At 65.5% G+C, this 25565-nt stretch carries 23 protein-coding genes; 10 read left to right on the top strand and 13 right to left on the bottom strand.

Annotated elements, in window-relative coordinates; translation table 11 throughout:
* The first annotated feature begins 71 nt into the window (after positions 1 to 71).
* The 4 genes from IPP28_03655 to IPP28_03640 all read left to right on the top strand — a co-directional run bounded on the left by IPP28_03655 (position 72) and on the right by IPP28_03640 (position 4431).
* Positions 72 to 452: a PadR family transcriptional regulator gene (locus tag IPP28_03655; GenBank protein MBL0040145.1), complete on the top strand. Its 381-nt coding sequence runs from the start codon at positions 72 to 74 to the stop codon at positions 450 to 452.
* A complete protein-coding gene (locus tag IPP28_03650) occupies positions 449 to 1369 on the top strand; it encodes a sensor domain-containing protein (protein MBL0040144.1) in 921 nt (306 codons plus the stop codon). Before IPP28_03655 ends, IPP28_03650 begins: the two co-directional genes overlap by 4 nt.
* A gap of 111 nt (positions 1370 to 1480) precedes the next feature.
* Positions 1481 to 2323 (top strand): DMT family transporter, encoded by an 843-nt coding sequence (locus IPP28_03645; GenBank protein ID MBL0040143.1) that lies wholly within the window; start codon positions 1481 to 1483, stop codon positions 2321 to 2323.
* 83 nt (positions 2324 to 2406) lie between these two features.
* The gene (locus IPP28_03640; protein MBL0040142.1) at positions 2407 to 4431 is read left to right on the top strand and encodes a M13 family metallopeptidase; all 2025 of its coding nucleotides are present in this window, start codon (positions 2407 to 2409) and stop codon (positions 4429 to 4431) included.
* Positions 4432 to 4447: 16 nt separating this feature from the next.
* On the opposite strand, the gene IPP28_03635 is transcribed toward IPP28_03640, so the two are convergent.
* The 3 genes from IPP28_03635 to IPP28_03625 all read right to left on the bottom strand — a co-directional run bounded on the left by IPP28_03635 (position 4448) and on the right by IPP28_03625 (position 8176).
* The gene (locus tag IPP28_03635) at positions 4448 to 5455 is read right to left on the bottom strand and encodes a helix-turn-helix domain-containing protein (protein MBL0040141.1); all 1008 of its coding nucleotides are present in this window, start codon (positions 5453 to 5455) and stop codon (positions 4448 to 4450) included.
* A complete protein-coding gene (locus IPP28_03630; GenBank protein ID MBL0040140.1) occupies positions 5448 to 5867 on the bottom strand; it encodes a hypothetical protein in 420 nt (139 codons plus the stop codon). The genes IPP28_03635 and IPP28_03630 overlap by 8 nt, the downstream gene beginning before the upstream one ends.
* A 122-nt stretch (positions 5868 to 5989) precedes the next feature.
* Positions 5990 to 8176 (bottom strand): alkaline phosphatase D family protein, encoded by a 2187-nt coding sequence (locus tag IPP28_03625; GenBank protein MBL0040139.1) that lies wholly within the window; start codon positions 8174 to 8176, stop codon positions 5990 to 5992.
* A 127-nt stretch (positions 8177 to 8303) separates the two neighbouring features.
* Here IPP28_03625 and IPP28_03620 point away from each other — a divergent pair, with 127 nt between their 5' ends.
* Together IPP28_03620 and IPP28_03615 are read left to right on the top strand one after the other, a co-directional pair.
* Positions 8304 to 9062 (top strand): NRDE family protein, encoded by a 759-nt coding sequence (locus IPP28_03620; protein ID MBL0040138.1) that lies wholly within the window; start codon positions 8304 to 8306, stop codon positions 9060 to 9062.
* A 2-nt stretch (positions 9063 to 9064) separates the two neighbouring features.
* Complete coding sequence (locus tag IPP28_03615) at positions 9065 to 9586, top strand: DNA-deoxyinosine glycosylase (GenBank protein ID MBL0040137.1); 522 nt, start codon at positions 9065 to 9067, stop codon at positions 9584 to 9586.
* Here the strand turns inward: IPP28_03615 and IPP28_03610 are convergent.
* From IPP28_03610 to IPP28_03600, 3 genes are all read right to left on the bottom strand, one after another.
* Complete coding sequence (locus tag IPP28_03610) at positions 9568 to 10320, bottom strand: NrdJb (GenBank protein MBL0040136.1); 753 nt, start codon at positions 10318 to 10320, stop codon at positions 9568 to 9570. The genes IPP28_03615 and IPP28_03610 overlap by 19 nt on opposite strands.
* 294 nt (positions 10321 to 10614) lie before the next feature.
* Positions 10615 to 11061 (bottom strand): hypothetical protein, encoded by a 447-nt coding sequence (locus IPP28_03605; protein ID MBL0040135.1) that lies wholly within the window; start codon positions 11059 to 11061, stop codon positions 10615 to 10617.
* Between the two features lie 234 nt (positions 11062 to 11295).
* Positions 11296 to 13443 carry an adenosylcobalamin-dependent ribonucleoside-diphosphate reductase gene (locus IPP28_03600; protein ID MBL0040134.1) on the bottom strand — a complete coding sequence of 716 codons (2148 nt, stop codon included), beginning with the start codon at positions 13441 to 13443 and terminating at the stop codon, positions 11296 to 11298.
* Positions 13444 to 13846: 403 nt separating this feature from the next.
* On the opposite strand from IPP28_03600, the gene IPP28_03595 reads away from it, so the two are divergent.
* The 4 genes from IPP28_03595 to IPP28_03580 all read left to right on the top strand — a co-directional run bounded on the left by IPP28_03595 (position 13847) and on the right by IPP28_03580 (position 18312).
* Entirely contained in the window at positions 13847 to 15202 is a 1356-nt protein-coding gene (locus tag IPP28_03595) for a Do family serine endopeptidase (GenBank protein MBL0040133.1), read from the top strand.
* 79 nt (positions 15203 to 15281) lie between these two features.
* Positions 15282 to 16259: a hypothetical protein gene (locus IPP28_03590; GenBank protein ID MBL0040132.1), complete on the top strand. Its 978-nt coding sequence runs from the start codon at positions 15282 to 15284 to the stop codon at positions 16257 to 16259.
* Positions 16256 to 16960 carry an HAD family hydrolase gene (locus IPP28_03585; GenBank protein ID MBL0040131.1) on the top strand — a complete coding sequence of 235 codons (705 nt, stop codon included), beginning with the start codon at positions 16256 to 16258 and terminating at the stop codon, positions 16958 to 16960. Before IPP28_03590 ends, IPP28_03585 begins: the two co-directional genes overlap by 4 nt.
* Positions 16960 to 18312 carry a leucyl aminopeptidase family protein gene (locus IPP28_03580; GenBank protein ID MBL0040130.1) on the top strand — a complete coding sequence of 451 codons (1353 nt, stop codon included), beginning with the start codon at positions 16960 to 16962 and terminating at the stop codon, positions 18310 to 18312. The genes IPP28_03585 and IPP28_03580 overlap by 1 nt, the downstream gene beginning before the upstream one ends.
* Positions 18313 to 18316: 4 nt before the next feature.
* Here IPP28_03580 and IPP28_03575 read toward each other — a convergent pair whose 3' ends face one another.
* The 7 genes from IPP28_03575 to mltB form a co-directional block, all read right to left on the bottom strand.
* On the bottom strand, positions 18317 to 20488 hold the full coding sequence (locus tag IPP28_03575; GenBank protein ID MBL0040129.1) for a carboxy terminal-processing peptidase: 2172 nt from the start codon (positions 20486 to 20488) through the stop codon (positions 18317 to 18319).
* A gap of 66 nt (positions 20489 to 20554) precedes the next feature.
* Entirely contained in the window at positions 20555 to 21553 is a 999-nt protein-coding gene (lipA, locus tag IPP28_03570) for a lipoyl synthase (GenBank protein ID MBL0040128.1), read from the bottom strand.
* A gap of 1 nt (position 21554) precedes the next feature.
* On the bottom strand, positions 21555 to 22178 hold the full coding sequence (lipB, locus tag IPP28_03565) for a lipoyl(octanoyl) transferase LipB (GenBank protein ID MBL0040127.1): 624 nt from the start codon (positions 22176 to 22178) through the stop codon (positions 21555 to 21557).
* 35 nt (positions 22179 to 22213) lie between these two features.
* On the bottom strand, positions 22214 to 22486 hold the full coding sequence (locus IPP28_03560; GenBank protein ID MBL0040126.1) for a DUF493 family protein: 273 nt from the start codon (positions 22484 to 22486) through the stop codon (positions 22214 to 22216).
* A gap of 3 nt (positions 22487 to 22489) precedes the next feature.
* A complete protein-coding gene (locus IPP28_03555; GenBank protein MBL0040125.1) occupies positions 22490 to 23707 on the bottom strand; it encodes a D-alanyl-D-alanine carboxypeptidase in 1218 nt (405 codons plus the stop codon).
* A 28-nt stretch (positions 23708 to 23735) separates the two neighbouring features.
* Positions 23736 to 24551, bottom strand: a complete 816-nt coding sequence (locus IPP28_03550) for a septal ring lytic transglycosylase RlpA family protein (protein MBL0040124.1) — start codon at positions 24549 to 24551, stop codon at positions 23736 to 23738.
* Positions 24548 to 25561: a lytic murein transglycosylase B gene (mltB, locus tag IPP28_03545; GenBank protein MBL0040123.1), complete on the bottom strand. Its 1014-nt coding sequence runs from the start codon at positions 25559 to 25561 to the stop codon at positions 24548 to 24550. Before mltB ends, IPP28_03550 begins: the two co-directional genes overlap by 4 nt.
* Positions 25562 to 25565: the final 4 nt, after the last annotated feature.

The following is a 25565-nucleotide window of genomic DNA, read 5'->3' as shown; positions in this document are numbered from 1 at the left end:
TGCGCTATGTCTTCAGTCATGTTCACAGTATTGCGTACTTCGATATACTGGCAACACAGGAGTACAGTGCGATGACCGATACCGAGTTGTTCCTCAAGAAATTCCAGAAAGAACTCGCGGCAGGCACCGTATCGCTGGTGCTGCTGACCGTGCTGTCGCGGGCCACGCAGCCGCTGTACGGCTACCAGATCGCCAAGCTGCTCGAGGGTTCGAGCGAAGGCGTCATCGCCGGCAAGCAGAGCGCGCTGTATCCGGTATTGCGCAACCTCGAAGGCGCTGGCCTGGCCGAAAGCGAGGTCGAACCGTCGATATCGGGTCCACCGCGACGCTACTACCACATCACCGAACTGGGCCGCGAAGTCCAGCGCGAATGGGCCGAGTCCTGGAGCGCCACGCGCGATTTCGTGGATCGAACCCTCATTGATCAGACCCTTGCGGAGAAAACAGCATGAACACCGCCCTGCCCACCACGATCGATGCCTACCTGGATGCGCTGCGTGCAGCGCTGTCGGGGGCCGATCCCGCGCTCGTGCAGGACGCGCTGTACGACGCCGAGGAGTTCCTGCGGTCCGAATTGGCCGAGCAATCGGGACAATCGGAAGCCCAGGTGATTGCCAAGGTCGCGTCGAGCTATGGCGCCCCGGATGAGGTCGCGTCGATCTACCGCGATACCGAATACAAGGTGCGGCGCGCGATCGAGCCACCGAAGGCGACGCCGCGACGCTCGCTCGCCGGGCGCTTCTTCGGGGTGGCCGCCGATCCGCGCACCTATGGCGCGATCTTCTATCTGCTGCTGTCGATGGCGACCGGCATCATCTATTTCACTTTCGCCACTGCCGGCCTGAGCCTGAGCGCCGGCCTGGCCATCCTGATCATCGGCATTCCGTTCTTCCTGCTGTTCCTCGGTTTGACGCGGGTGTTGTCGCTGGTCGAAGGCCGCATCGTCGAGACCATGCTCGGCACGCGCATGCCGCGTCGACCCTTGTATTCGGATCGCTCGGTCGGATGGATGGATCGCATCAAGGAGATGCTCGGCGACGTGCGGACCTGGTCGACGATCCTGTACCTGTTCATCATGCTGCCGCTCGGCATCGTCTACTTCACGCTGACCGTGACCGGCTTCTCGCTCGCGTTCGGTTTCATCGCCGCACCCCTGCTCTACCTCGCCGACCGCCTCGGCTGGATGAGCCAGCACATGCGCGCCGACGATGTCGAGTTCGGGTTGATGGCGCTGCCGCCGGAAGTCGCCCTGCCGCTGTTGTTTACGGCCGGCGTGATCCTGCTGTTCTCGATGATGCACCTGGTGCGTGGCGTCGGCCAGGTCCATGGCGCGATCGCGAAATCGCTGCTGGTGCGCAGCGGCAGCTGATCGCAAGCAAAGGTGCCGCGACGCAGGCGCGCTGCGTCGACCGGCTAGACTGGACGGATGCCTGTCGCCTCCGTCCCGCACCGAAGCCGCTATGCCCGGGCCGTGATCGCGATGGTCGCGGCGGTCGGGCTGTTCTCGTTGATGGACGCCGGCATGAAGTGGCTGGCGCCGCACTACCCGCCGATGCAGGTCGCAGCCTTGCGTGGCCTGTCCTCGGCGCCACTGGTGTTTCTGTGGGCGGTCGCAACGGTGGCGCCGGTGTCGCTGCTGCGCATTCGCTGGTCGATGCACCTGCTGCGCGGCCTGCTCTCGATCGTCATGCTCGCGACCTTCGCCTACGCACTGAAGCGTCTGCCGATGGCGGACGCCTACACCCTGTTCTTCATCGCGCCGCTGCTGATCACGGCGCTGTCGGCGCCGCTGCTCGGCGAACAGGTCGGGCCGCGGCGCTGGATCGCAATCTGCGTCGGTCTGGTCGGCGTGATCGTCGCGATGCGTCCGACCGGCGAAGGCTGGATGAGCCTCGGCAGTCTCGCCGCGATCGCCTCGGCCCTCGGCTATTCGCTGTCGGCGATCACCGTGCGCACGCTCGGCAAGACCGACAGTACCCAAAGCATGGTGCTGTGGATGACCGTGATGGTCGGGCTTGGCGCCGGCCTGCTCGCCTGGCCGGACTGGACGCCGATCGCCAGCGAACACTGGCCGGCGATCGTCGTCATCGGCGTCACCGGTGCACTGGCGCAATACGCGGTGACGATCGCCTTCAAGCTCGGTGAAGCCTCGGCGATCGCGCCGTTCGAATACACCGCGCTGGCCTGGGGCGTGCTGCTCGACTGGCTGCTGTGGCAGACGCTCCCGGACCGTTACGTCTTCATCGGCGCCGGCATCATCGTCGCCAGCGGCGTTTACCTGATCCGGCACGAACGCGAACACGCCGAAGCGGAACATCCCTGATCGGCGACGGCTCGTCCCGTGCCGCGTCGGGCCATTGCGACGCGCACCTAAGATGGCGGATTCCGTTGCTCTGGAGATCGCCCATGCTGATTCGTTCCCTGCTCGCCACCGCCATGGCGCTGGCCATCAGCCCCTTGCTCGCACAAACGAATGCATCGGGCCTCGACCCGAAGAACTTCGACCCGGCGACTGCGGCCTGCAGCGACTTCTATCAGCACGCGAACGGGACGTGGCTCAAGAACAACCCGGTGCCGGCGGCCTATTCAAGCTGGGGCACGTTCAACGAACTGGACGAGCGCAACAACGCCAAGCTGCGCGAGATCGCGCGCGAGGCGATGGCGGTGCGCACGATTGCCGCCGGTTCGCCGCAAGTGCTGGTCGGATCGTTCTACGCCGCCGCACTCGACGAAGCGGCGATCGAGAAACGCGACGCCGCACCCATCGCCGACGACCTCGCGGCCATCGACCGTCTGCGCAAGCGCAACGATGTCGTGGCCCTGGTCCGGCAATGGCATGCCCGCGGCACGCCGGTGTTGTTCGGACTCGGCGTCCGCCAGGATCTGAAGGACACTTCGCGCGTCATCGCCTACGCCACCCAGGGCGGGCTCGGCCTGCCGAATCGCGACTACTACACGCGAACCGATGCCGATTCGGTCAAGTTGCGCGACCAGTATCGTGCGCACATCGCGCGCATGCTCGAACTGTCCGGCGTCAAGGCGAAGCAGGCGCGCAAGCAGGCCGATGCCGTGTTCGCACTGGAAACACGTCTCGCCGAAGCGGCGCTGCCGCGCGAGGAACTGCGCGATCCGAACAAGAGTTACAACGTCGTCACGCTCGACGCCGCGAATGCGGTCACGCCCGCCTTCGACTGGCGCAGCTTCTTCGACACCGTGGGCGTGACCGGCGCGAAGGATTTCTCGCTGTCGCATCCGGCTTTCTTTGCGGCGATGCAGCGCGAACTGGCGAAGACCCCGGTCAAGGACTGGCAGGCCTATTTGCGCTGGAACCTGGTGAACGGCGCCGCGGCGAACCTGTCGAAGCGCTTCGTCGATGCCGACTTCGCCTTCACCGGGACCGTATTGCGCGGACAGAAAGCACTGAAGCCGCGCGACCAGCGGACCATCGACCAGATGAACACCTTGCTAGGCGACCCGCTCGGGCAACTCTTCGTGGCCCGACATTTCCCGCCGGAAGCGAAGGCGCGCATGATGACCATGATCGGCAATCTCAAGACCGCGCTGCGTGCGCACTTGGAACAATTGCCGTGGATGGGTGATGCGACCCGCGCACAGGCCATCGAAAAGTGGTCGACGTTCACGCCGAAGATCGGCTACACCGAGGTATGGAAGGACTACGGCGACGTGGCCTTGTCGCGCGACGCACACTTCGCGAATGTCCGCACCCTGCAACGGCACCTGACCAAGCTCAACCTCGCCAAGATCGGCCAGCCCGTCGATCGCCGCGAATGGAACATGCCACCGCAGCAGGTGAACGCGTATTACAACGCGACCTGGAACGAGATCGTGTTTCCCGCGGGCATCCTGCAGCCGCCGTTCTTCGACATGAACGCCGACGACGCCTTGAACTACGGTGCCATCGGCGCGGTCATCGGCCACGAATTGCTGCACGGCTTCGACGATTCCGGTTCGCGCTTCGATGCGCAAGGTCGCCTGAACATGTGGTGGACTGCCAAGGACCGCATGGCATTTGACGCCCGCGCCGAGAAGCTGGTGGCGCAGGCCGGCGAATTCGAGGCGCTGCCCGGGCTGAAGCTCAACGGTCGCGTCTCGCTCGGCGAGAACATCGGTGATCTGGGCGGCGTGACCATGGCCTACGGCGCGCTCGACTTCGCGCTCAAGGACCGTGCGGCGGCGATGATCGATGGGCTCACGCCGCGACAGCGCTTCTTCCACGGCTGGGCGCAGATCTGGCGCCGTAGCTACACCGACGAAGCGCTGAAGATCCAGGTCAATGTCGGCCCGCATTCGCCCGGCAAGTTCCGGGTCAACGGCCCCTACGCCAACCTGGACGGCTTCGCCGAGGCATTCGGCTGCAAGGCCGGCGATGCGATGGTGCGACCGGACGCGACGCGGGTGCAGATCTGGTGAAGCCGACGCTGCGCGGCTAGTGCGCGCGCAGCGTGAAGCGTTCTCGGTAATCGGCCGGCGTGAGGTGGGTTTCGCGCTTGAACAGCTTGCGGAAGCTCGCGGCATCGGAGTAGCCGCAACGTTCGACGATTTCGTCGAAACTGAGCCGGCTGGTTTCGAGCAAGGCCTTCGCGCGCTCGACCCGCAGCCGCTGCAGGTGCGCCAGCGGACCTTCGCCGAACTGGGTCTGGCAATGGCGCAGCAAGGTCCGTTCGCTGGTGCCGACATGCGTCGCGATCTCGCTGACGCTGAGTGCGCGATGCATTTCCTGCGACAGCAGTTTCTCGATCTTTTCGGTCAGGGTCGAACGCGGCTTTTCGATCAACGCCGCCGACACGTACGGCGCCTGGCTCTGGCGCTCGGGATCGACCAGCAGCAGCTTCGCGGTCTGCTGCGCCAGTGCGGCATCGGTGACCCGCGCGATCTGGCGCAGCACAAAATCCAGCACCGCCGAGGCGCCACCCGCGGTCGTCACTTCACCGGACTCGACCACCAGTTCATCCGCCTGCAATTCGACCAGCGGGAAGGCCTGCCGGAACGCGGCGGCCAGCCACCAGCTGGTGGTGGCGGGACGGCCGTCGAGCAGGCCGCTCATCGCCAGCAGGAAGGTGCCGGTGCAACTGCCGGCGACACGCACGCCGCGCAAATGCATGGACCGAATCAGCGCGATTTCCATTTCCATGCCGGCGGTCAGGCTCAGCAATTCGCCGGCGCTGCCATGCATCACACCGGGAATCAGCAAGACATCCGGATCGCGTTCGAGCGGCACGATCCCGGACAGGGTCATGCCGCTGGACGTCATCACCGCGTTGCTGCCGCGGGCGTGGATCAATTCGGTGCGGAATGCCGGGGCCGCAGCGCCGAAGCGCAGTTGCGCCAGCTTGTCGGCCACGCGCAAGGCATCGCTCGGCGCCGCGATACTCGACATCATCACGCCGTCGAAGACGAGGATGCCGAGTCGCAGCGCGGTCGGCCGCTCAACCATCGATGCGCACCGCGCCGTGTTCGCGCGCCAGCGTCTGGATGAATTTGGCCGGCAGGTGCAGGCCGCCGCTCACCGCCGAATCGCAGGCCAGCAGCGGAATGCGCTCAGGATGTCCGGGCGGCAGCACGGTGACCGACGGCGCGACCAGTTCGACCTGGCCCACCGCATCGGTCGTGACCAGCCACAGGCCCGGGGCGATCGCGGCATCGTCGCGGCAGCGCACGTCGAGGCGCATCAGCGCGCCAGCCGCGGCCGGATGCAACAGCCACGAACTCTGCGACTGGGTGAACACGGCGGTGTACTGGGTATCGGAAATCAGGGCCGGCGCATCGCCAGCTTCCTGGGCCGCGGTCGGCAGGGCCGCGATCAGTGCCGCAAGACCAAGACTACGAACGGCAGACAAAACACTCATGACACGCTCCGAAGGGCGGACGGATGGTCCGCATGCCGATAGCTTGCCCCGACGCTCTGCTCAGAAAGAGTGGCGGAAACGCCGTAATCATAGCCGTTTCCGCCACCTCAGACTGTCGAAAGTCACCCGGGCGTCGGTGTTCCGGACAAATTCTGGCCATCGAAGCGGTAGTGGAGGTCCCGTTGTGGCGCAGGGGCCGAGGCCGGCGGCGGACTCAGGACCACGAGCGGGTCGTACTGGCGGATATTGGCCTTGAACTCGCCGGGACTGCTGTCGAGTACGGTGTGGCCGGGGCGCGTGGTCTGCACGTAGCTCAGGCCGGCGGGCGCGATCAGCTGGTCGAGCGCCGGCAACAAGGCCGCGGCAAGCGGTGCCAGCAACGGATCATTCGCCGCCGTGGTTGCGAGCAGTTCGCGGAAACTCGCCGACGACACCGCCGGCGTGGTGAATTCGGCGATCGCGCCACCGGTCACCGCCTGGGTGCCGACGAGGGTCGCGTGGATGTCGCCGGACAGCACCACACTGCCTGCCGGCAGACGCGCGAACAAACCTTGTTTGCCCTGCGGGAACCCGTCCCACTGATCGACATTGAGCAGGAAGCGCTGGTTGAATGGCGCCGGCACGCCCAGCGGCGGGGGCGTCAGATCGAGCACCAGAGGTCGCGTCGAGACCGAACTCGCCAGCACTTTCCATTTCGCGGTCGAGGCCGCCATCTGCGCCGCCAGCCAGTTCAACTGGGTGTCGCCGAGGGCATTCTGGGTCTGCAGGCCGCGCGTCGTCGCGAGCCACGCCGCGTAGATCTGGAAGGTCTGCTCGACCACGAAGTAGCGCGACCCGACCGACCCGAACAGCGAGGTCTTGCCGAGCGTGTACCAGGCCATGCCGGTATCCAGCGTCGCGATCAGCGCATCCGGAATCAGCGGCACGCGTTGCCCCGCCGGCACCGCCGCGTTGTACTGCTGCAGCAGCGAATTCAGGATCGTGGTCGCGACGAAGCCGCGCGCCGCGTTCTGGGCGCGCAAGGCGGCCTGACCGAGGTCGACGCCTTCATTGAGGTAGGCCTGGGTCAGGGTCGCCTGCAACACCTGCTTGTAGACCGCGAACTGCGGCTGGTCGATGTCGAGGTAGGGCGAGAATTGCGCGCGCACGGCTTCGTAGGGGATGTGCTGGGCAGCGAAGAATTGCGTCAGCGCAGCGCGATCCATCACCACGGCACCCGGGAATGCATCTTCGGGAATCAGGTGGTCGGGGCGATAGGAACGATAGTCGCTGAGGAACAATTCAAGATCGCGACCGAACCGCAGCTTGCGATACAGCACGGTCCGCGGATACAGGTTCGCGCGATCGACACCCAGTGCCGCCTGCGCACCGCCGAGATCGGTATCGACCGGCATGAATTCGAAGTAGGCCTGCTCGGCATTGCGGCGACGCTCTTCGTCCAGCTCCTCGAACAGTCCGTCGCGATAGGTGCCCATCGCCTTCCACGAATCATCCGAGAACTCGTGATCGTCCCAGATCGCGACGACCGGGAAGCGCTGGTAGAGCTGCTTCATCAGACCGTCATTGCGGTAGACGCGATGCAATTGCCGGTAGTTGTCGAGGCTCTTCGCGGCCTGGAAGGTCGAACCCGCGGCACCGAGCGTGATCGCGCCATTGCGGTCATCGAAGGTGATCGCGCGCGCCGCGGCACCGCCCTGGAAACTCGGGTCGCCGGTGGTCTCGTAGATCGAGTCACCGAGGTGCAGCACGAAGTCGAGGTCTTCGTTGAGCAGGGGCATCAGGGTGGTGAAATAGCGGCCGATGTAATCGTTGCAGCTGATCGCCGCGAACTTGACCGGCGTCGCATCGGTCGCGGCGCGCGCGGTCCTGGTGCGACCGGTCGGCGACGCGAGAAAATCGCCGTTGCGTGGCAACAGGAAGCGATAGAAGTAGCGAGTGCCGGCGGTCAATCCGGTGACACGCACCTTGAGACAGCCATCCGCGTCAGCGCGCGCGGTGAAGTCGTGATTGACCAGCAGTTGCCCGAAGCTCTCGGCCGTCGACACCTGCAGGCGCAGGCTGGCATCGGCGTGTTGGCCGCTCTCGGAGAAACGCGTCCACACCACCACCGCATCCGGACGCGGATCGCCCGATGCCACGCCCTGCGGGTACAGCGCATCGCTCGGCACGATCGCGCCGCTGCCTTGTGGCGTGCCGGGATCGGGACTGTTCGAATCGCTGTCGCAACCGCTCAGGCCGAGCGCACTGGCGCTGGCGGCGACGGTCAGGATGCGCAGTGCCTCGCGGCGCGTGGTGCGGCTCGTGCTCATGGTGGTCTCCCTTCGCTGTTGGTGACGGCGGATTGGCCGGGCTTGCGCCGCGATTCTGGCCACGCCATGTTTCAGATCCCCACGCGTTTATAGACGCAAACCCGCGGATTGTCCCGCTGCGCCGCCCATGTGCCTGATCGCCTTCGCCTTGAACCAGCATCCGCGTTATCGGCTCGTGCTCGCTGCGAACCGCGACGAGTTCCATGCCCGTCCCAGCGCCGCCGCGGACTTCCATGAGGATGCGCCGCAGGTCTTCGGTGGCCGCGACCTGCAGGCCGGTGGCAGCTGGTTGCTGGCCACGCGCGCAGGACGCGTGCTCGCGGTCACCAATGTCCGCACCGGGGCGCCGGAATCCGGCTTGCGCTCACGCGGTGATCTGGTGCGGCGCGCGGCATCGGCCAGTGACTTGCACGACGAACTGAGTTCGCTGCAAGCGCATGCGCACGACTTCGGCCGCTACAACCTGCTGGCCTTCGAGCCGAATGGGCTCTGGTACGCCGGCAGTCATCCCGAGGTGCGCATGCGCGCCGTCGAGCTCGGCGTCCACGCGCTGTCGAACGCGGACTTGAACACCCCCTGGCCGAAGGCGCTGCAATTGCGCGCGCGCATGGTCGACTGGATCGAGACCGGCACCGACGATGTCGCACCGCTGTTCGACGCGCTCGCCGATCCGCGCCTCGCGGCCGACGACGAACTGCCGCAGACCGGTGTGCCGATGGATTGGGAGCGACGCCTGTCCGCAGCCTTCATCGTCGGCGAACCCTACGGCACCCGCGCCAGTACCGTCGTGCTGGTGGCCGACGACCATGTGCGTTTCATCGAACGTCGCTTCGGACCGATGGGTGTGGCGCTCGGCGGCACCGACCAATCCTTCGAGCGGCGTTGACGATGCAGGCACGAAGTTTTCCACCGCTGATCGCAGCACATGCGCGCGTACTGATTCTGGGCTCGATGCCCGGTGTCGCCTCGCTCCGGGCCCAGCAGTACTACGCCCATCCGCGCAACCAGTTCTGGCCGATTCTCGGCGAACTGCTCGGTTTCGATCCGTCCGCCGACTACGCCCTGCGCGTGCAGGCACTGCACAGGGCCGGCATCGCCGTGTGGGACGTGCTCGCCGAATGCGAACGCGACGGCAGCCTCGACAGCGCCATCGATACGATGAGCGAGCAGCCGAACGACGTCCCGGGCCTGCTCGCCGCTCATCCGTCAATCCGCCGCATCCTGTTCAACGGTCACAAGGCCGCATCCAGCCTGCGTCGTCATTTCCCCGGATGGTCCGTTGAAGGCACTGTCCTGCCGTCGACCAGCCCGGCGCACGCATCGATCGCGGCGAGCGGCAAGTCCGAAATCTGGCGCCGCGCGGTGCGCGCAGCGCTCGCCGCGTCAAACGCTCAGCCGCATTTCGAATAGCCGCAATTCAGGCAGGTGGCGCAGCCGTCCATGATGATGCTGGCTCGCGTATTGCACTTGTTGCACATGGTCGCGCTGGGCGGAAACTTCTCGGCCAGGTCGGCCGGCACTACGGCCGCTTCCGCTTCTACGTCAGTGTTTTTTTTTGAGCGCGACTCGTATTGCGCGCGCTTCTCGGCGATGAGCTTGCGCGCTTCCACGCTCATTTCGGGATCGTGGATCAGACCGATCGACTTCAGATGCGCTTCAACCACGGTGCCGATCTCGGCGACGATCGAGGGCATGTAGACCCCGCCGGCCTTGAAGTAGCCACCACGCGGATCGAACACCGCCTTCATTTCCTCGACCAGGAAGGTGACGTCGCCGCCCTTGCGGAACACCGCGCTCATGATGCGCGTCAGCGCCACGATCCACTGGAAGTGGTCCATGTTCTTGGAGTTGATGAAGACTTCGAACGGGCGCCGCAGTTCGTGCTCGGTGCCCTGATTCAGCACGATGTCGTTGAGCGTCACGTACAGCGCATGCTCGAACAGCGGCGACTTGACCTTGTAGGTCGAGCCGATCAGCACGTCCGGGCGCTCGACCTGCTCGGTCATCTGGATGACTTCAGCGGACTTCGGCATCGCGATGGCTTCGACCGGCGCGCTCATGGCGACTTCGGGAAGGGCCCTGGCCTTGTCGTCGGCCCGCACCACGTTGTAGCCCTTGATCTTCTTGCCGATCTTGATCGCCATCGCTGTTCCCGTCCGGTCTGGCGCGTCTCCGCGCTGCATGGTTGTCGAAAGGCGCCGAAGCGCCGACGCCGCGCGATGCTTGATCGCGCGACATCTCTGGAAAGAGGCTCCTGCGCATGGTCATGCGCAGGAGGATGTCCGAACCGGTGTTGCGCAAGCGCAAACGCCGGTGGACGCGCCTCAAACACACGCTGACCCGGCGTGTGCGAGACCTCGGCCCGTCAATTGCGAAACGCCTAGATTGCAGCGCCCGCTGGACCGCCAAAACGCAGGGCGACCAGGTCGCCCGTGCAATTACTTCTTCTTTGCAGCCTTCTTGGCTGCTTTCTTCGGAGCGGCCTTCTTCGCTGCCGGCTTCGCAGCCTTCTTCGGAGCGGCCTTCTTCACGACTCTCTTCGCGGCCGGCTTGGCAGCCTTCTTCGCCGCTTTCTTCGGAGCGGCCTTCTTGGCGGCCTTCTTCGGAGCGGCCTTCTTGGCGGCCTTCTTCGGTGCAGCCTTCTTCGCTGCCGGCTTGGCGGCCTTCTTCGCGGCCTTCTTCGGAGCGGCGGCCTTCTTCGCCTTCGCGACGACCTTCTTCACGGCCTTCTTGGCCGCGCCGGCCTTCTTCACCACGGCCTTCTCGGCCTTGACGACGGCCTTCTTCGCCTTGGCGACGACCTTCTTCGCACCGGCCATCGCGTCGCTGGCCTTGTCGGCTACGGCGGCTTTCATGTCGGCCATTGCATCGGCCACGTTGGACATCATCGAATCATTACTCATGGGACGAACCCTCCAGCTGCTTCAGTTGATTTTATTGTGGTCAGTGGTCGGCATCCGGTCCCGCCACCGCAACCGCCGGTTACCCGGACGGCCGAAGGCCGATCGTGTTGCCACGCCCGGCCGAACGTGCCATCCATGGCCCGTTGCATCGTCGGCGCTTCCACCGACGCACACATTGATCTAACGCAACATCCGCACGAATTCGGACGCGTCCGATCAGAATTTTCCGTAGTAGCCCTCTTTCAGTGCATCGAACAAATTCGCCGCAGTGTGAATCTCACCGTCGTATTCGATTTCTTCGTTGCCTTTGACCTCGACCAGCGAACCATCTTCGAGCTCGAAGCGGTACGTCGTGTTCTCGAGATCCTGCTCCTTCACGAGCACGCCCTGGAACGCGGCGGGATTGAAGCGGAAAGTCGTGCATCCCTTCAAGCCTTTTTCGTAGGCGTAGCGATAGATGTCCTTGAAATCCTCGTAGGCATAGTCGGTCGGCACGTTCGCAGTCTTGCTGATCGACGAATCGACCCAGATCTGCGACGCCGCCTGAATGTCGACATGCGCCTTCGGCGTGATGTCGTCCGCGGACACGAAGTAGTCCGGCAGCTTCGACTCGGCATCGGTTGCGTAGGGCATCGCCTTCGCGTTCACCAGCGTACGGTAGGCCAGCAGTTCGTAGGAATAGACCTCGACCTTTTCCTTCGACTTCTTGCCTTCGCGGATGACGTTGCGGCTGTAGTGGTGCGCGAAGCTCGGCTCGATGCCGTTCGATGCATTGTTCGCCAGCGACAGCGAGATCGTGCCGGTCGGCGCGATCGAGCTGTGGTGGGTGAAGCGCGCGCCGGTCTCGGCCAGCCTGGCCACCAGCTCCGGCGCCACCGATGCCACGCGTTGCATGTAGCGCGAATACTTGGCGTGCAGCACGCGACCCTTGAGCACGTCGCCGATCTTGATGCCGTCGCGGATCATTTCCGGGCGCTTGCGCAGCATTTCACCGGTGACGGTGAAGTCCTGGTCCATGATCGGTGCCGGGCCTTTTTCTTCGGCCAGCGACAACGCCACTTCCCAGCCGGCCACGGCCATGTCGCGCGACACGTCCTCGGTGAACTTGCAGGATTCGTTCGAGCCATAACCCATGCGCAGCATGGTCAGTGTGCTGCCGAGACCGAGGAAGCCCATGCCGTGACGCCGTTTGCTGGTGATCTCGTGGCGCTGCTGTTCCAGCGGCAGGCCATTGATCTCGACGACGTTGTCGAGCATGCGGGTGAACACGCGCACGACTTCCTTGTACTCGTCCCAGTCGAAGCGCGCCTTGGCGGTGAACGGATCGCGCACGAACTTGGTGAGATTCACCGAGCCGAGCAGGCAGGACCCGTAGGGCGGCAGCGGCTGTTCGCCGCAGGGATTGGTGGCGCGGATGGTTTCGCACCACCAGTTGTTGTTCATCTCGTTGACGCGGTCGATGAGAATGAACCCGGGCTCGGCAAAATCGTAGGTCGAGACCATGATCATGTCCCACAGGTGCCGCGCACGGATGTGGCCATAGATCTTGCACGCGACCAGACCGTCGTCGCGCGAAACGTAGTTCTGCTTGGTCGGCCAGTCGCGCCAGACCACCTGGGTGGCATCGCCGAGTTCGACTTCGCCCTGTTCCTTGACGTGCACCGGAAACACCAGCGGCCAGTCGCCGTCAGCCGCGACCGCGTCCATGAATTCATCGGTGATCAACAGGCTGAGGTTGAACTGGCGCAGGCGCCCGTCCTCGCGCTTGGCGCGGATGAAATCCTTGACGTCCGGATGCGACACATCGAAGGTGCCCATCTGCGCGCCGCGACGGCCACCGGCCGACGACACGGTGAAGCACATCTTGTCGTAGATATCCATGAACGACATCGGACCCGAGGTGTACGCACCCGCGCCGGCGACGAACGCGCCTTTCGGGCGCAGCGTCGAGAATTCGTAACCGATGCCGCAACCGGCCTTCAGCGTCAGCCCGGCCTCGTGGACCTTGCCGAGGATGTCATCCATCGAGTCGGTGATGATGCCGGAGACGGTGCAGTTGATCGTGCTGGTCGCCGGCTTGTGCTCCAGCGCGCCCGCGTTCGAGGTGATGCGGCCGGCCGGAATCGCACCGCGGCGCAATGCCCACAGGAACCGTTCGTACCAGTACTTCTGCTTCTCGGCGGTCTGTTCGGTTTCGGAAAGCGCCTTGGCGACACGCTTGTAGGTGTCGTCGATGGTTTCATCGATCGCCTCACCGCGCTTGCTCTTCAGACGGTATTTCTTGTCCCAAATGTCGAACGAAGCCGGCTGCAGCGGGATTTCCACCGTCTCGCGGGCCACAGCTTCAAGGCGCACCGAACTCATTCCGTTGTTTCCTCCCACAAGGTGTCGTCATCCCCGCCAGCCACGACCCGGAAACCGCCCGCGACGGTGCAGCAGCGCTGCCCATCGTTTCTCATCAAAGACGGGTTCCGTGAGTTGCGGCGAGGCCGCGGCGCCCTGCGGCACCGACCGGTTCAACCTCATGGCAAACCCAATTGGTTGGGTTCATGAAGGCTCCTCACCACTAGATGTTGTGACTCAGCGGATCGGCACCTTACGCTTCGTGTCAGAGGGTGTCAACCGCTGTTCCCGCCTGGCGTCGTCGTGCAAATCATTGCTGCGCCGCGGAAAAGCGTCGTGAGGGCAATGGAACCCGCGGCCCGCTTGCAGGTCCGAGGACTGCCCCCAATTCACGCACCCCGCGCCACTTCCCGGAGTACCGCCGATGTCGATCCGCTCGCTGATGTTCGTGCTGCCCTGGCTGCTGGCCGCACCGGCCTGGGCACAATTGCCGGCCGCCGTCGACGGGCAGCCGCTGCCCTCGCTGGCACCGATGATCGAACGCGCCCAGCCGGCGGTCGTCAACATCAATTCGCAAACGCATGTGAAGGTGCGCGATCCGTTCTTCGACGATCCCTTCTTCCGGCGCTTCTTCAACAGCCCGGCCACCCCCCGCGAACGCGTCCAGCAGTCGCTGGGTTCCGGCGTGATCGTCGATGCCGTCAAGGGTTATGTGCTGACCAACAACCACGTCATCGATGGCGCCGACGACATCCAGGTCACGCTGTCCGACGGCCGGACGCTGAAAGGCAAGTTCATCGGCAGCGATCCGGATTCGGACGTCGCCCTGATCCAGATTCCGGCCGAGCGGCTGGCCGCCCTGCCGCTGGCCAATTCGGACCAGTTGCGCGTCGGCGATTTCGTGGTCGCGATCGGCAATCCGTTCGGCATCGGGCAATCGGTTACGTCGGGCATCGTCTCCGCGATGGGGAGATCGGGTCTGCGCGGCGTCGGCGTCCAGGACTTCATCCAGACCGATGCGTCAATCAATCCCGGCAACTCCGGCGGAGCGCTGGTCAACCTGCGCGGGGAACTGGTCGGCATCAATACGGCGATCTATTCGCCCTCGGGCGGCAATGTCGGCATCGGCTTCGCGATCCCGGCCAAGCTGGCGCGCGACGTGATGCGGCAATTGCTCGCCTATGGCGAAGTGAAGCGCGGCTCGCTCGGGGTCGACACCCAGGACGTGACCGCCGACCTCGCGCCGATGCTGGGCCTGAAAGCCGCCAAGGGCGCGGTGGTGACGCGCGTGCTCGCGAGTTCGCCGGCCGCTGCGGCCGGTCTGCGCGAGGGCGACGTGATCACGTCATTGAACGGCAAGCCGGTGAATGCCGCGAACGAACTTGCCAACCTTGAGGGCCTGTTGCCGGTGGGCACCCAGGTCACGATCTCGGTGCTGCGCGAGAGCGCTCCGCTCACGCTGACCGCGACCCTGAAGCCGACTGAACTGCGGCAGGCCAGCGGCGACAAACTCGATGCCGGCCTCGCCGGAGCGACCCTCGGCGACCTGCCCGACAAGTTCCGACGCCAGGGTCTGAGCGGCGTGCTGGTGACCGCCGTCGGCAACGACTCGCGTGCGGCCAAGAACGGCTTGCGTGTGAATGACCTGATCGCGGCCGTCAACCAGGTCGAGGTACGCGACCTGACCGAACTCGAAAATCGCATCGCAAAGCGGCGCAGCGAGCAGTTGCTGCTGACCGTCGTGCGCGGTCGCAGCGCCTTCTACATGCTGGTCGAATAAGCGCCGCCGAGGCCGCGCCATTCAGACCGAAGTGCGGCGTGCATGCTAAGGTGCGCGCTGCACTTCCGTGTCTTCGCCCATGCGTTTTTCGTTGTCGCCGCGCCTCTTCCGCCTTGCCTGTGCGCTGTCGCTGGCCTGCGCCCCGATCCATGCCCAGAACGTCATCGACGGTCGTGCCGACAGCGTCAGCATGCGCGCCTTCGGCGACGAATCGGTGCGCTTGTTCCAGGCGGGGGAACAACGCCGGGTGCGATTGTCGACCTTGTCGACCGTCAGCGCGATCGAGGCGGTGGCGCGCGGCGAGGTCGAGATCGCGCTGACCGCACGCGGCCCGCATGCCCTGAAGCCGGACGAGGTCGTCCTCGATTTCTACCCGGTCGCCTGGGAAGCCCTGACCCTGATCACCCATCCGGGCAATCCGACGCCCTCGCTCAGCCTGCGCCAGATCCGCGACATCTATCTCGGCAAGATTACGCGCTGGGACCAGGTCGGAGGACCGCCGCGCGCGATCAACCTGTATGCGGTCGCCGGTCCGCTCGATGGCGCCGAATACGGCCTGCGCCGCGCCCTGTTCGGCGCCGGGCACCGCCCGGTCGCGGCGAGCCGCTGGTATCTCAACACCGAACAACTCGAAGCGGCGATCGCAATCGATCCGAGTGCGCTCGGCGTCAGCGCACTGTCGAACGTGTTCGCCAACAAGAAGCTGCGCGCGATCAAGGTCGAAGGCGTGACGCCCCTGCTCAAGACCATCCGCAGCGGCGAATATCTGCTGACCACACCACTGTATTTCGTGCACCGGGGCGACCTGATCCCGAGTGAAGTCGCGATGCGTTACGTGCGCTTCCTCGAAGCCCCGGCCACGACGAGCTGGCTGAAGCGGCGCAAATTGCTGCCGATCGGCGAGGCGCGACTGCTCAACCAGACTTTCGCGACGCGCGAGCAGCGCCTGCTTGATCTGTTGAAGAAGGAACCTGCACCCGCCGACGGCGCCGCTGTCACCACGCCGCTGCCGGAACCCGTCCCCGCCGCGCCGCAAGCGCCCGGAGCCGGTGCGTGATCCGCGCACTGAGCTTCGATCTCGACGACACGCTCTGGCCCATCGCGCCGACCATCCTGCACGCCGAACGTCGTCTGCAGCAATGGCTGCATGCGCAGGTACCGGCGATCGCGGCACATTGGCCGAACGAGCGCCTGCGTGCGCATCGCGATGACATCGCCGCGCGCCATCCCGATCTCGCCCACGACTACAGCGCCCAGCGTCGCCGCAGCCTGCACGAGGTGCTGGCCGATCAACCCGGACGCGAGCAGCTGGTCGAGTCGGCCTACGCGGCGTTCTATGCGGCGCGCAACGAAGTCACGCTCTATCCCGATGCTGCCGCCGCACTGACCCGGCTGTCGGCGCGCTTCCGCCTGGCCAGCCTGTCGAACGGCAATGCCGATCTGGAACAGATTGGTCTGGCCGCGCATTTCGAGCAGCGCATTTCGGCGCGGGACGTCGGCGTGATGAAACCCGACGGCGCGATCTTCGCGCACCTGTGCGCGGTGCTGGATCTGATGCCGACGCAGATCGCACACATCGGGGACGATCCGGAACTCGACGTGCTCGGTGCCAAGCACGCAGGCCTGTTCGCGATCTGGTTGAATCGCGACGGTCGGGCATGGCCGCATGCGCTGCGTCCCGATCTGGAAGTCGCCGATCTGCATCAATTGTGCGCGTGGCTGGACGTGCAGCAGCCGCATGTTTCTGGAGTGAACTGATGTCCGACACCATCCCCCTGGTCGCGCTGACCGCCGCCGACCTCGACGCCTATCTTGCGAGCGCCGGCGAGCGCACCCGGCGCTGGATCGCGAGCCAGCAGTTCAAGGCGCTGCCGCTGACGCTGTGCATCGTGCCGAACGACGACGGCGGTATCGCCGAAGTCCTGGTCGGCGTCGCCAATGGCAGCGACGTGAACACGCTGGCGCATCTGCCGCAGACGCTGCCGCACGGCGACTACACCTTGTCCGAGCGCGGGCTCCCGCTGGACGCCGCGCGCGTCGCCCTCGGTTTCGCGCTCGGCAGCTACCAGTTCACGCGCTACAAGAAGCCGCGCCGCGAACCGGCCAGGCTGCTGGCGCCGCTGGGGCAATATCTGGATGAAGTCGCCGCGCTGGCGGCCGCAACGACGCGCACGCGCGACCTGGTGAACACGCCGACCGAACACATGGGGCCGGCCGAGCTCGGCGAGGCCATGCGCGCGATCGCGACGCGCTTCGGCGCCGACTACCGCGAATGGATCGGCAACGAATTGCTCGACGCGAATTTCCCTGCGATCCACGCCGTCGGCCGCGCCAGCCATCGGGCTCCGCGCCTGCTGGAAGTGCTGGCCGGCGACCCGACCCATCCGGAAGTCGCGATCGTCGGCAAGGGTGTCTGCTTCGATACCGGCGGCCTCGACATCAAGGCCGCCGACGGCATGCGCCACATGAAGAAGGACATGGGCGGCGCCGCGCATGCGATCGCGTTGGCCGAACTGGTGCTGGAACGGCGTCTGCCGATCCGCATGCGACTGCTGGTGCCGGCGGTGGAGAACGCGATCAGCGCGAACGCCTACCGGCCCGGCGAAGTGATCCGGACGCGCTCCGGCATCACGGTCGAGATCGACAATACCGACGCCGAAGGCCGCGTGATCCTGTGCGACGCGCTGAGTTACGCCGCGGAATCGAAACCGGCCCTGATCATCGATTTCGCGACCCTGACCGGCGCTGCCCGGATCGCGCTCGGTCCGGACTTGCCGGCGCTGTTCGGCAACGATGAGGCGCTGCGCGACCAGCTCGTGGCCGTCGGTCGCGATGTCCAGGACCCGCTGTGGCCGATGCCGCTGTGGCAGCCCTACCTGACGATGCTCGAGTCCGGCATCGCCGATCTCGCCAACAGCGGCGCCTCACGCCATGCCGGCGCGATCACCGCGGCCTTGTACCTGCAGCGCTTCGTGGTGCCCGGCATCCCGTGGCTGCACCTCGACACCTACGCCTGGAACGACAGCGAACGCCCCGGTCGCCCGCGCGGCGGCGAGGCGATGGGCCTGCGTGCGGTCTACGAGTTGTTGAAGCGGCGCTACGCCGACTGAGCGTTCAGTCGACGACAGGCTTGTCGGCGTGCAGATCGAAGCTCTTCACCTGCGCCGCGAGACGCTGGTCGGTGCTGAGCAGATCGATCGCATCGGCGAGAATGTAGGCGCCTTCGCGCAGCAGGAAATCGGGCTTCTCGACCGCATCCTCCGCGTCTGCCGCAGCCTTGTCGTTGCGACGCTCGTCGGCCAGCAAACCATCATCGCCATCGACGCTTTCCTTCCCCGGCGGATCGATGCCGGCAGCGATCCGTGCCGCCTTGCGCTCGGCGCGCTTCAGCTCGTTCTGATCGCGCTCGCTGCGACGCGCACTCTCGAGCAAGGACATGTCCTTGCGCTCGCGCTGCTTCTGGTACTCGGCCAGGTCGTCGAACCACCACTTGAACTCCTGGTCCTTGGCGATGCGGGTCTCGTGGCGCGTTTCCAGCAACGGCTTCAGCGCTGACAGGTCGCCGCTGCGCACGAAGTCGGCGGCCTTGACTTCGGTATAGGGCAACGCGAAGTCGAGCGAACTCTCGCCGAAGTCCTCGCTGCCCCAGGCGGTTTGCGGATAAGCGATATCGGGCACCACGCCGCGATGCTGCGTGCTGCCCCCATTGATGCGGAAGAACTGCGCGACGGTGAGCTTGAGCTGGCCGAAGTGCACGCTCGGATCGCGTGCATACTGGTCGAGGTCGATCAGGTTCTGCACCGTGCCCTTGCCGAACGAGTTCTCGCCGATGATCAGGGCCCGGCCGAAGTCCTGCATCGCCGCCGCGAAGATCTCCGAAGCCGACGCGGACTCGCGGTCGATCATCACGGCCAGCGGGCCGTCCCAGGCGGCGCCCTTCTCGGCATCACCCTCGATCGTGACCCGGCCTTGGGCGTCCCGCACCTGCACCACCGGACCTTCGTCGATGAACAGGCCGGACAGATCCGATGCTTCGGTCAGCGAACCACCGCCGTTGCCGCGCAGGTCGATCACCAGGCCATCGATCTGCTTACCCTTCAGTTCCTTGATCAGTTTGGCGACGTCGCGCGTCGAGCTGGCGTAGTTGGCGTCACCGCGACGTGCACCTTCGAAGTCGTGATAGAAGGTTGGCAGCCGCACCACGCCGATGCGATGCGCCGACTTGCCGGTCCCGACCTCGATCAGTTCCGACTTCGCCGCCTGTTCTTCCAGGCGCACCTTGTCGCGCACCAGGGTCAGCTGGACCGGCTTGCCGTCGGCGCCGGCGTCGGCGGCGAGCACATCGAGGCGCACGGTCGTGCCCTTCTTGCCGCGGATCAGGTCGACCACATCGTCGATGCGCCAGCCGACGACGTCGGTCAGTGCGCCCTTGTCACCCTGCCCGACCGCGACGATGCGATCACCGACCTGGAGCTTGTCCGACAGATCGGCCGGGCCGCCCTTCACGATCTGGCGGATGGTGGTGTATTCGTCCTCGCGGCTCAACACCGCGCCGATGCCTTCCAGCGACAGGCGCATCTGGATGTTGAAGTTTTCCGAGGCGCGCGGCGACATGTAGTTGGTATGTGGCTCGATCGCCGACGAATAGGCATTCATGAAGGTCTGGAACACATCGTCGCCATCGAGTTCGCCGAGGCGCTTCTCGAACCCGGCATATCGCTTGTCGAGCGTGTCGCGGATGCCCTGGTCGTCGCGCCCGGCCAGCTTCAGGCGCAGCCAGTCGTTCTTGACGCGCAGGCGCCAGAGTTCGTCGAGCTCCTTCGCATCGGCGGCCCAGAGCGCATGTTCGCGATCGAACCGATATTGCTCGTCGACGCCGAAATCGAAGCCCTTCGCGAGCAATGCGCGCGCATGCGCGGTGCGTTCGGCGACACGCTGGACATAGCGCGCATAAATCTCGAAAGGCGGCGCCAGTCGCTGGTCGAAGATGGCGTCGTCAAGCGCGTCGGCATAGGCGCGAAATTCGCTGACATCGGCGGCAGTGAGAAACAGCTTGTCGCCATCCAGCGATTCCAGATAGCGGTCGAAGATGGTCTTCGACATCGCGTCATCCAGCGGCACGCGCTTGTAATGGAAATTGGTCAGGAAGCGGGTCGCCAGCAACGCCGCCTGGGCCTGCTCGCTGCTCGGCTTGTAGCTGTAGACAGCCGCCGCCTCGGACTTGGTCAGGGCCACGCCGAAGGGTGCGACGACGAAGGCAATGGCAGCGATCAGACGCAAGTTCATGGCAATTCCCGAGACGACATTGGAGGGTTCGACATTAGCCCAACCCGGAGGTTCCCGCGGGTGCCGTCAGGCATAGCCGGCGGCGTGGGCCATCTGGTCGGCGTGGTAGGAGGAGCGGACCAGCGGACCGGAAGCGACATGGCCGAAGCCGAGCGCGTAACCGATCGTTTCAATCTCTTTGAATTCGTCCGGTGTCCAATAGCGCTCGACCGGATGATGGTGGCGCGAGGGCTGCAGATACTGGCCGACCGTGATCATGTCGACCGCATGCGCGCGCAGGTCGGCCATGGCTTCACGAACTTCGTCCAGCGTCTCGCCCAGCCCGAGCATGATCCCGGACTTGGTCGGAATGCCCGGGTGCTCGGCCTTGAACTGCCGCAGAAGACGCAGCGACCAGTCGTAGTCGGCCCCGGGACGCACTTCGCGATAGACGCGACGCACGGTTTCCAGATTGTGGTTGAACACGTCCGGCGGATTCGCCGCCAGTGCCGCGAGCGCGCGATCGACACGACCCTTGCCGCGGAAGTCGGGCGTGAGAATTTCGATGCGGATGTCCGGACTGAGCCCACGCGTCTCGCGAATGCAGTCGGCGAAATGGCCGGCCCCGCCGTCCATCAAATCATCGCGGTCGACCGAGGTGATGACGACGTACCGCAGCTTCATGTCGGCGATGGTCTGCGCCAGCTGCTTCGGTTCGTTCGCATCCGGCGGCTTCGGTCGGCCATGCGCGACGTCGCAGAACGAGCAGCGGCGCGTGCACACTTCGCCGAGGATCATGAAGGTGGCCGTGCCCTTCGAGAAACATTCGTGGATGTTCGGACAGGAGGCCTCTTCGCAGACCGTCACCAGCGCGTTCTCGCGCAACTTGTGCTTCAGCACTTCGACCGCATTCGTGCTCGGCAGGCGCACGCGGATCCAGTCCGGCTTGCGCAGCAACGGACGCTCGGCATCGAAGGTGACCGGGTTGCGGGCGATCTTGTCGCGCGCGATCTGCTTCGCGCCCGGCGTCAGGCCCGGGGCCTCGACCAGGTTCAGCGGAATGGTCTTGCTGGGAGTCTCGCTCATCTCAGGCGTCCGCGGGTTCGGGTAGGTGTGCGTCCGCTGCGATCGCGGCAAAGCCGAACTGCACGCACATCGCGTCGATCAGGTCGGCGGCCACCACGGACAGCGCGCCCGGGCCGCCGCAGTCTAACACCTGGGTCACCGCCAGGCCCTGGTAACCGCAAGGGTTGATGCGCCCGAAAGGCGTCAAGTCCATTTGCACATTGAAGGCGAGGCCATGGAAGGAACAGCCGCGACGCACGCGCAGCCCGAGCGCGGCAATCTTGGCGTCGCCGACATAGACGCCGGGTGCGCCGTCGCGGCGCGCGGCCACGATGTCGTAACGCGCCAAGGTGTCGATGATGGCCTGCTCGATCCGCTGCACCAGCTCGCGCACGCCGATGCCGAGACGCCGCAGGTCGAACAGGGGATAGGCAACGATCTGGCCGGGACCGTGATAGGTCACCTGGCCACCGCGATCGACCGGCACAACCGGAATCTCGCCCGGCAACAGCACGTGTTCCCACTTGCCGGCCTGACCCAGCGTGAACACCGGATCGTGTTCAAGCACCCAGAGTTCGTCCTGGGTGTCGGCACCGCGCGTGTCGGTAAAGCGCTGCATTGCGCGCCACACCGGTTCGTAGGCCATGCGCCCGAATTGGCGCACTTGCAGCGGTCGCGGGCTCAGAGCGTCCACTTCACCGCCGGATGCGCGCGCAGTTCACGCTGCACGGCGTCGTAGGTCTCCCGGTCCGGGCACGCGAACGCGACCGTGACCGAAACGTAGCGGCCCTCGCGCGACGGCCGCTGGCGCAAGGACCCAGCAATCACGTCGACGCCGACCCCCGCCAGCACATCCGGCACGATGTGCAGCAGCCCGGCGTCGGCCGCGCCCATTGCACTCACCTCCAGCGTGGTCGGAAACGTGAAGCCACGTTCCGTCGTCTGCTCAGTCATCACTCACTCGCCGTCGTCAAACCACAACCAGACCGAATCGCTCATGCGCTTGAAGAATCCGCCTTCGGCGTAATCTTCCAGCGCGACAAGCGGCGCTTCGTAGACGGTCTGGCCATCCAGCGCCAGCTTGAAGGTGCCGACGGCCTGGCCCTTGTTCAAGGGTGCGGACAAAGGTTTCTGCACGTTCATGGTCGCGGCCAGTCGCTGATAGGACCCGCGCGGCAACGTGACCAGCACCGGCTGCGCAACACCCAACCGGGCCTTGGCCGCTTCACCATGCCACAGCGTCACATCGCTGACCGGCGCCATCGCTTCGTAGACCTTGTGCGTCTCGAAGAAGCGGAAGCCGTAGTTGAGCAACGCGTGCGCCTCGTCGGCACGCACCTTCTCGCCGGCCGTGTTCATCACCACCGCGATCAGGCGCGTGTCGCCACGCTTCGCGGAAGCGGCCAGGCAATAACCGGCCTGACTCAGATGCCCGGTCTTGATGCCGTCCACGCTCGGGTCGCGCCACAGCAGGATGTTGCGGTTGCGCTGGGTGTGTGCGTTCCAGGTGTAGTCCTTGAGCGAGTAATGCGCATACTCCTCGGGGAAATCGCGGATCAGTGCGCGCGACAGTTCGGCGATGTCGTGCGCGCTCATGTAGTGCTCGGGGTCGAACAGACCATGCGAATTCACGAAGTGCGAATTCTTCAGGCCGAGCTTCTCGGCGTACTGGTTCATCAGTGCCGCGAAGGTCGATTCGGAACCGGCCACGTGCTCGGCGATGGCGATCGATGCGTCGTTGCCGGACTGGATGATCATGCCCTTGAGCAGGTCGCCAAGCGGCACCTGCGAGTTCAGCTCGAGGAAACTGGTCGAGCCATCGGTGACCGCGCCGCCGTGCCGCCAGGCGTTCTCGCTGATCGTGACCAGGTCCGTGTCCTTGATCTTGCCGGCCTTGCGTTCGGCGGCGACGACGTAGGAGGTCATGACCTTGGTGATCGAGGCCGGCGGCACGCGTTCGTCGCCGCCCTGCTCAGCCAGCACGCGGCCGGTCTGGTAGTCGACCAGCACATACTGCTTCGCGCTCACCGTCGGTGGCGGCGGCACCGGCGCGACCACGTTCGCGGCTCCGCCCGCAGGCAGGGACAGCGGCGTCGCGGGCGGCGCGGCGGTTTGCGCCAAGGCGCCGGTGGACAGGGCGAACGCGACGATCAGGGACTTCAGGGAAACATTCATGGACACAGCGGAACTCGATGGGGAAGGGTTACTCGACTTGCGTCGAGAGAGCGCGGATGCCGATCGCGGCGAGACGTTCGATCAGCGCGTCGGCCGCATCGATCGAATCGACCGGCCCGAGGCGCACGCGATGGAACAACTCGCCGCGGGTGAGCACGCGATCGAGGAAAAGGTCGTCGAAACCGGCCGCTTCCAGTCGATCACGCAATCGCACGGCATTATCGCGGCTGGCGAATGAACCGGCCTGCACATAGAGCGGATGCGGCGTGGCGGTTTGCGGGCGCGGCGACGCGCCGGCCTGCGGATGCTCGGGATCGATGGCTTCCACTTCGACCAGGCCGGTACCGGTGGCGGCAATGCCGAGGCGGATCGCCGCGGCATACGACAGATCGATGATGCGGCCGTCGTGGAAGGGACCGCGATCATTCACGCGCACGATCAGCTGCTCGCCATTGCCGAGATTGGTCACGCGCACATAGGTCGGCAGCGGCAAGGTCTTGTGCGCCGCCGTGAACGCATACATGTCGTAGGGTTCGCGCGTCGAGGTCAGCTTGCCGTGGAACTTGGTGCCGTACCACGACGCGACACCGCGTTCGCGGTAACCCTCGGCGCTGTCCAGTACGCGATAGCTGCGACCCAGCACGGTATAGGGCGAGTGGTTGCCGTACTGCGCGCGCGGCTCGGCACGCGGCACCGGCTCGGGGATCCGACTGACATCGACATCCCCGACTGGCGCGCTGTCGCGGCCGGGACCGGAGGGCGGCACCCCCGGACGCACGCCGTCGCGTCCGCAGGCCGCGAGCAGCGCGACCGCGCCGACCAGGACGAGACGCGCCCCGATCACGGTGTCGCCGTCGCGCCGCGCGCGATCTCCTGCGCCAGTTGCCAGACCGCCATGCTGTACAGCGGCGAGCGGTTGTAGCGCGAGATCACGTAGAAGTTCTGGAAGGTGATCCAGTGTTCGGTGCCTTCGGCACCGTCCAGCACCAGCAAGGTCGCCGGTGAGGTGCCATCGAACTGCTCGGCCAGCGTGTAGCCGGCCTTGGCCAGCGTATCGATGCTGTGGATGGTCTCGGTGGCGCGGATCTCGGGCAAGGTCGCGTCCGGCGCGGCGATCGCGCGGCCGGTGACGGGGGCACCGCGGGTCCAGCCATGCGCGACAAAATAATTGGCCACCGAGTGCACGATGTCCGGCTTCGATGCCCACAGGTCGATGCGGCCATCGCCGTCGCCATCCTTCGCCCACTGCGCGAAGCTGGTCGGCATGAACTGGCCCCAGCCCATCGCACCGGCATAGGACCCTTTCAACTCCTCCAGCGGCTGCGGGAACTGGCCGTCCAACTTGAGCAACTGCTTCAGTTCGCCCCGAAAGAACGGCGCACGCGGCGGGTAGTACAGCGCCAGCGTGGTCAACGCATCGATGACCTTGTAAGAACCGGTGATGCGGCCGTAGCTGGTCTCGACGCCGATGATCGCGACGATGATCTCGGCCGGCACGCCGGTGTCGTGCGCGACCTGGTCGAGCAGGACCTGGTTGTCGCGATAGAAGGCGATGCCGGCGTCGCGACGCTGGGCGGTCATGAAAATGGGCCGATAGTCCTTCCAGGGCTTGGTCTTCTCGGCCGGCCGACTGATCGCGACGAGGATGCTGTCCTGCTTCTTCGCCTGCGCCAGCAGCGTGCGCCAACGCTGTACCGTCGCACGATCGGCGTGAGTCTCCTGGCGCAGCTCGCGCAACAGCGCGTTGGCCCCCGGATGGGACTCGCGCGTTTTCGCTCCTGCGAGGGACGGCACGGAGGCGATGAGGACGATCAGGACAAGCCGTAGCAGTGCAGTCATGCCAAATCCGTTCATGGAA

The organism is Lysobacterales bacterium, from assembly GCA_016721845.1.
Taxonomy (GTDB): Bacteria; Pseudomonadota; Gammaproteobacteria; order Xanthomonadales; family Ahniellaceae; genus JADKHK01.
This window is presented reverse-complemented; position numbering and strand designations above follow the sequence as displayed.

Coding starts and splice junctions, on each gene's coding strand:
- IPP28_03655 (MBL0040145.1), top strand. CDS start 72: ATGACCGATACCGAGTTGTTCCTCAAGAAATTCCAGAAAGAACTCGCG.
- IPP28_03650 (MBL0040144.1), top strand. CDS start 449: ATGAACACCGCCCTGCCCACCACGATCGATGCCTACCTGGATGCGCTG.
- IPP28_03645 (MBL0040143.1), top strand. CDS start 1,481: ATGGTCGCGGCGGTCGGGCTGTTCTCGTTGATGGACGCCGGCATGAAG.
- IPP28_03640 (MBL0040142.1), top strand. CDS start 2,407: ATGCTGATTCGTTCCCTGCTCGCCACCGCCATGGCGCTGGCCATCAGC.
- IPP28_03635 (MBL0040141.1), bottom strand. CDS start 5,455: ATGGTTGAGCGGCCGACCGCGCTGCGACTCGGCATCCTCGTCTTCGAC.
- IPP28_03630 (MBL0040140.1), bottom strand. CDS start 5,867: ATGAGTGTTTTGTCTGCCGTTCGTAGTCTTGGTCTTGCGGCACTGATC.
- IPP28_03625 (MBL0040139.1), bottom strand. CDS start 8,176: ATGAGCACGAGCCGCACCACGCGCCGCGAGGCACTGCGCATCCTGACC.
- IPP28_03620 (MBL0040138.1), top strand. CDS start 8,304: ATGTGCCTGATCGCCTTCGCCTTGAACCAGCATCCGCGTTATCGGCTC.
- IPP28_03615 (MBL0040137.1), top strand. CDS start 9,065: ATGCAGGCACGAAGTTTTCCACCGCTGATCGCAGCACATGCGCGCGTA.
- IPP28_03610 (MBL0040136.1), bottom strand. CDS start 10,320: ATGGCGATCAAGATCGGCAAGAAGATCAAGGGCTACAACGTGGTGCGG.
- IPP28_03605 (MBL0040135.1), bottom strand. CDS start 11,061: ATGTCCAACGTGGCCGATGCAATGGCCGACATGAAAGCCGCCGTAGCC.
- IPP28_03600 (MBL0040134.1), bottom strand. CDS start 13,443: ATGAGTTCGGTGCGCCTTGAAGCTGTGGCCCGCGAGACGGTGGAAATC.
- IPP28_03595 (MBL0040133.1), top strand. CDS start 13,847: ATGTCGATCCGCTCGCTGATGTTCGTGCTGCCCTGGCTGCTGGCCGCA.
- IPP28_03590 (MBL0040132.1), top strand. CDS start 15,282: ATGCGTTTTTCGTTGTCGCCGCGCCTCTTCCGCCTTGCCTGTGCGCTG.
- IPP28_03580 (MBL0040130.1), top strand. CDS start 16,960: ATGTCCGACACCATCCCCCTGGTCGCGCTGACCGCCGCCGACCTCGAC.
- IPP28_03575 (MBL0040129.1), bottom strand. CDS start 20,488: ATGAACTTGCGTCTGATCGCTGCCATTGCCTTCGTCGTCGCACCCTTC.
- lipA (MBL0040128.1), bottom strand. CDS start 21,553: ATGAGCGAGACTCCCAGCAAGACCATTCCGCTGAACCTGGTCGAGGCC.
- lipB (MBL0040127.1), bottom strand. CDS start 22,178: ATGGCCTACGAACCGGTGTGGCGCGCAATGCAGCGCTTTACCGACACG.
- IPP28_03560 (MBL0040126.1), bottom strand. CDS start 22,486: ATGACTGAGCAGACGACGGAACGTGGCTTCACGTTTCCGACCACGCTG.
- IPP28_03555 (MBL0040125.1), bottom strand. CDS start 23,707: ATGAATGTTTCCCTGAAGTCCCTGATCGTCGCGTTCGCCCTGTCCACC.
- mltB (MBL0040123.1), bottom strand. CDS start 25,561: ATGAACGGATTTGGCATGACTGCACTGCTACGGCTTGTCCTGATCGTC.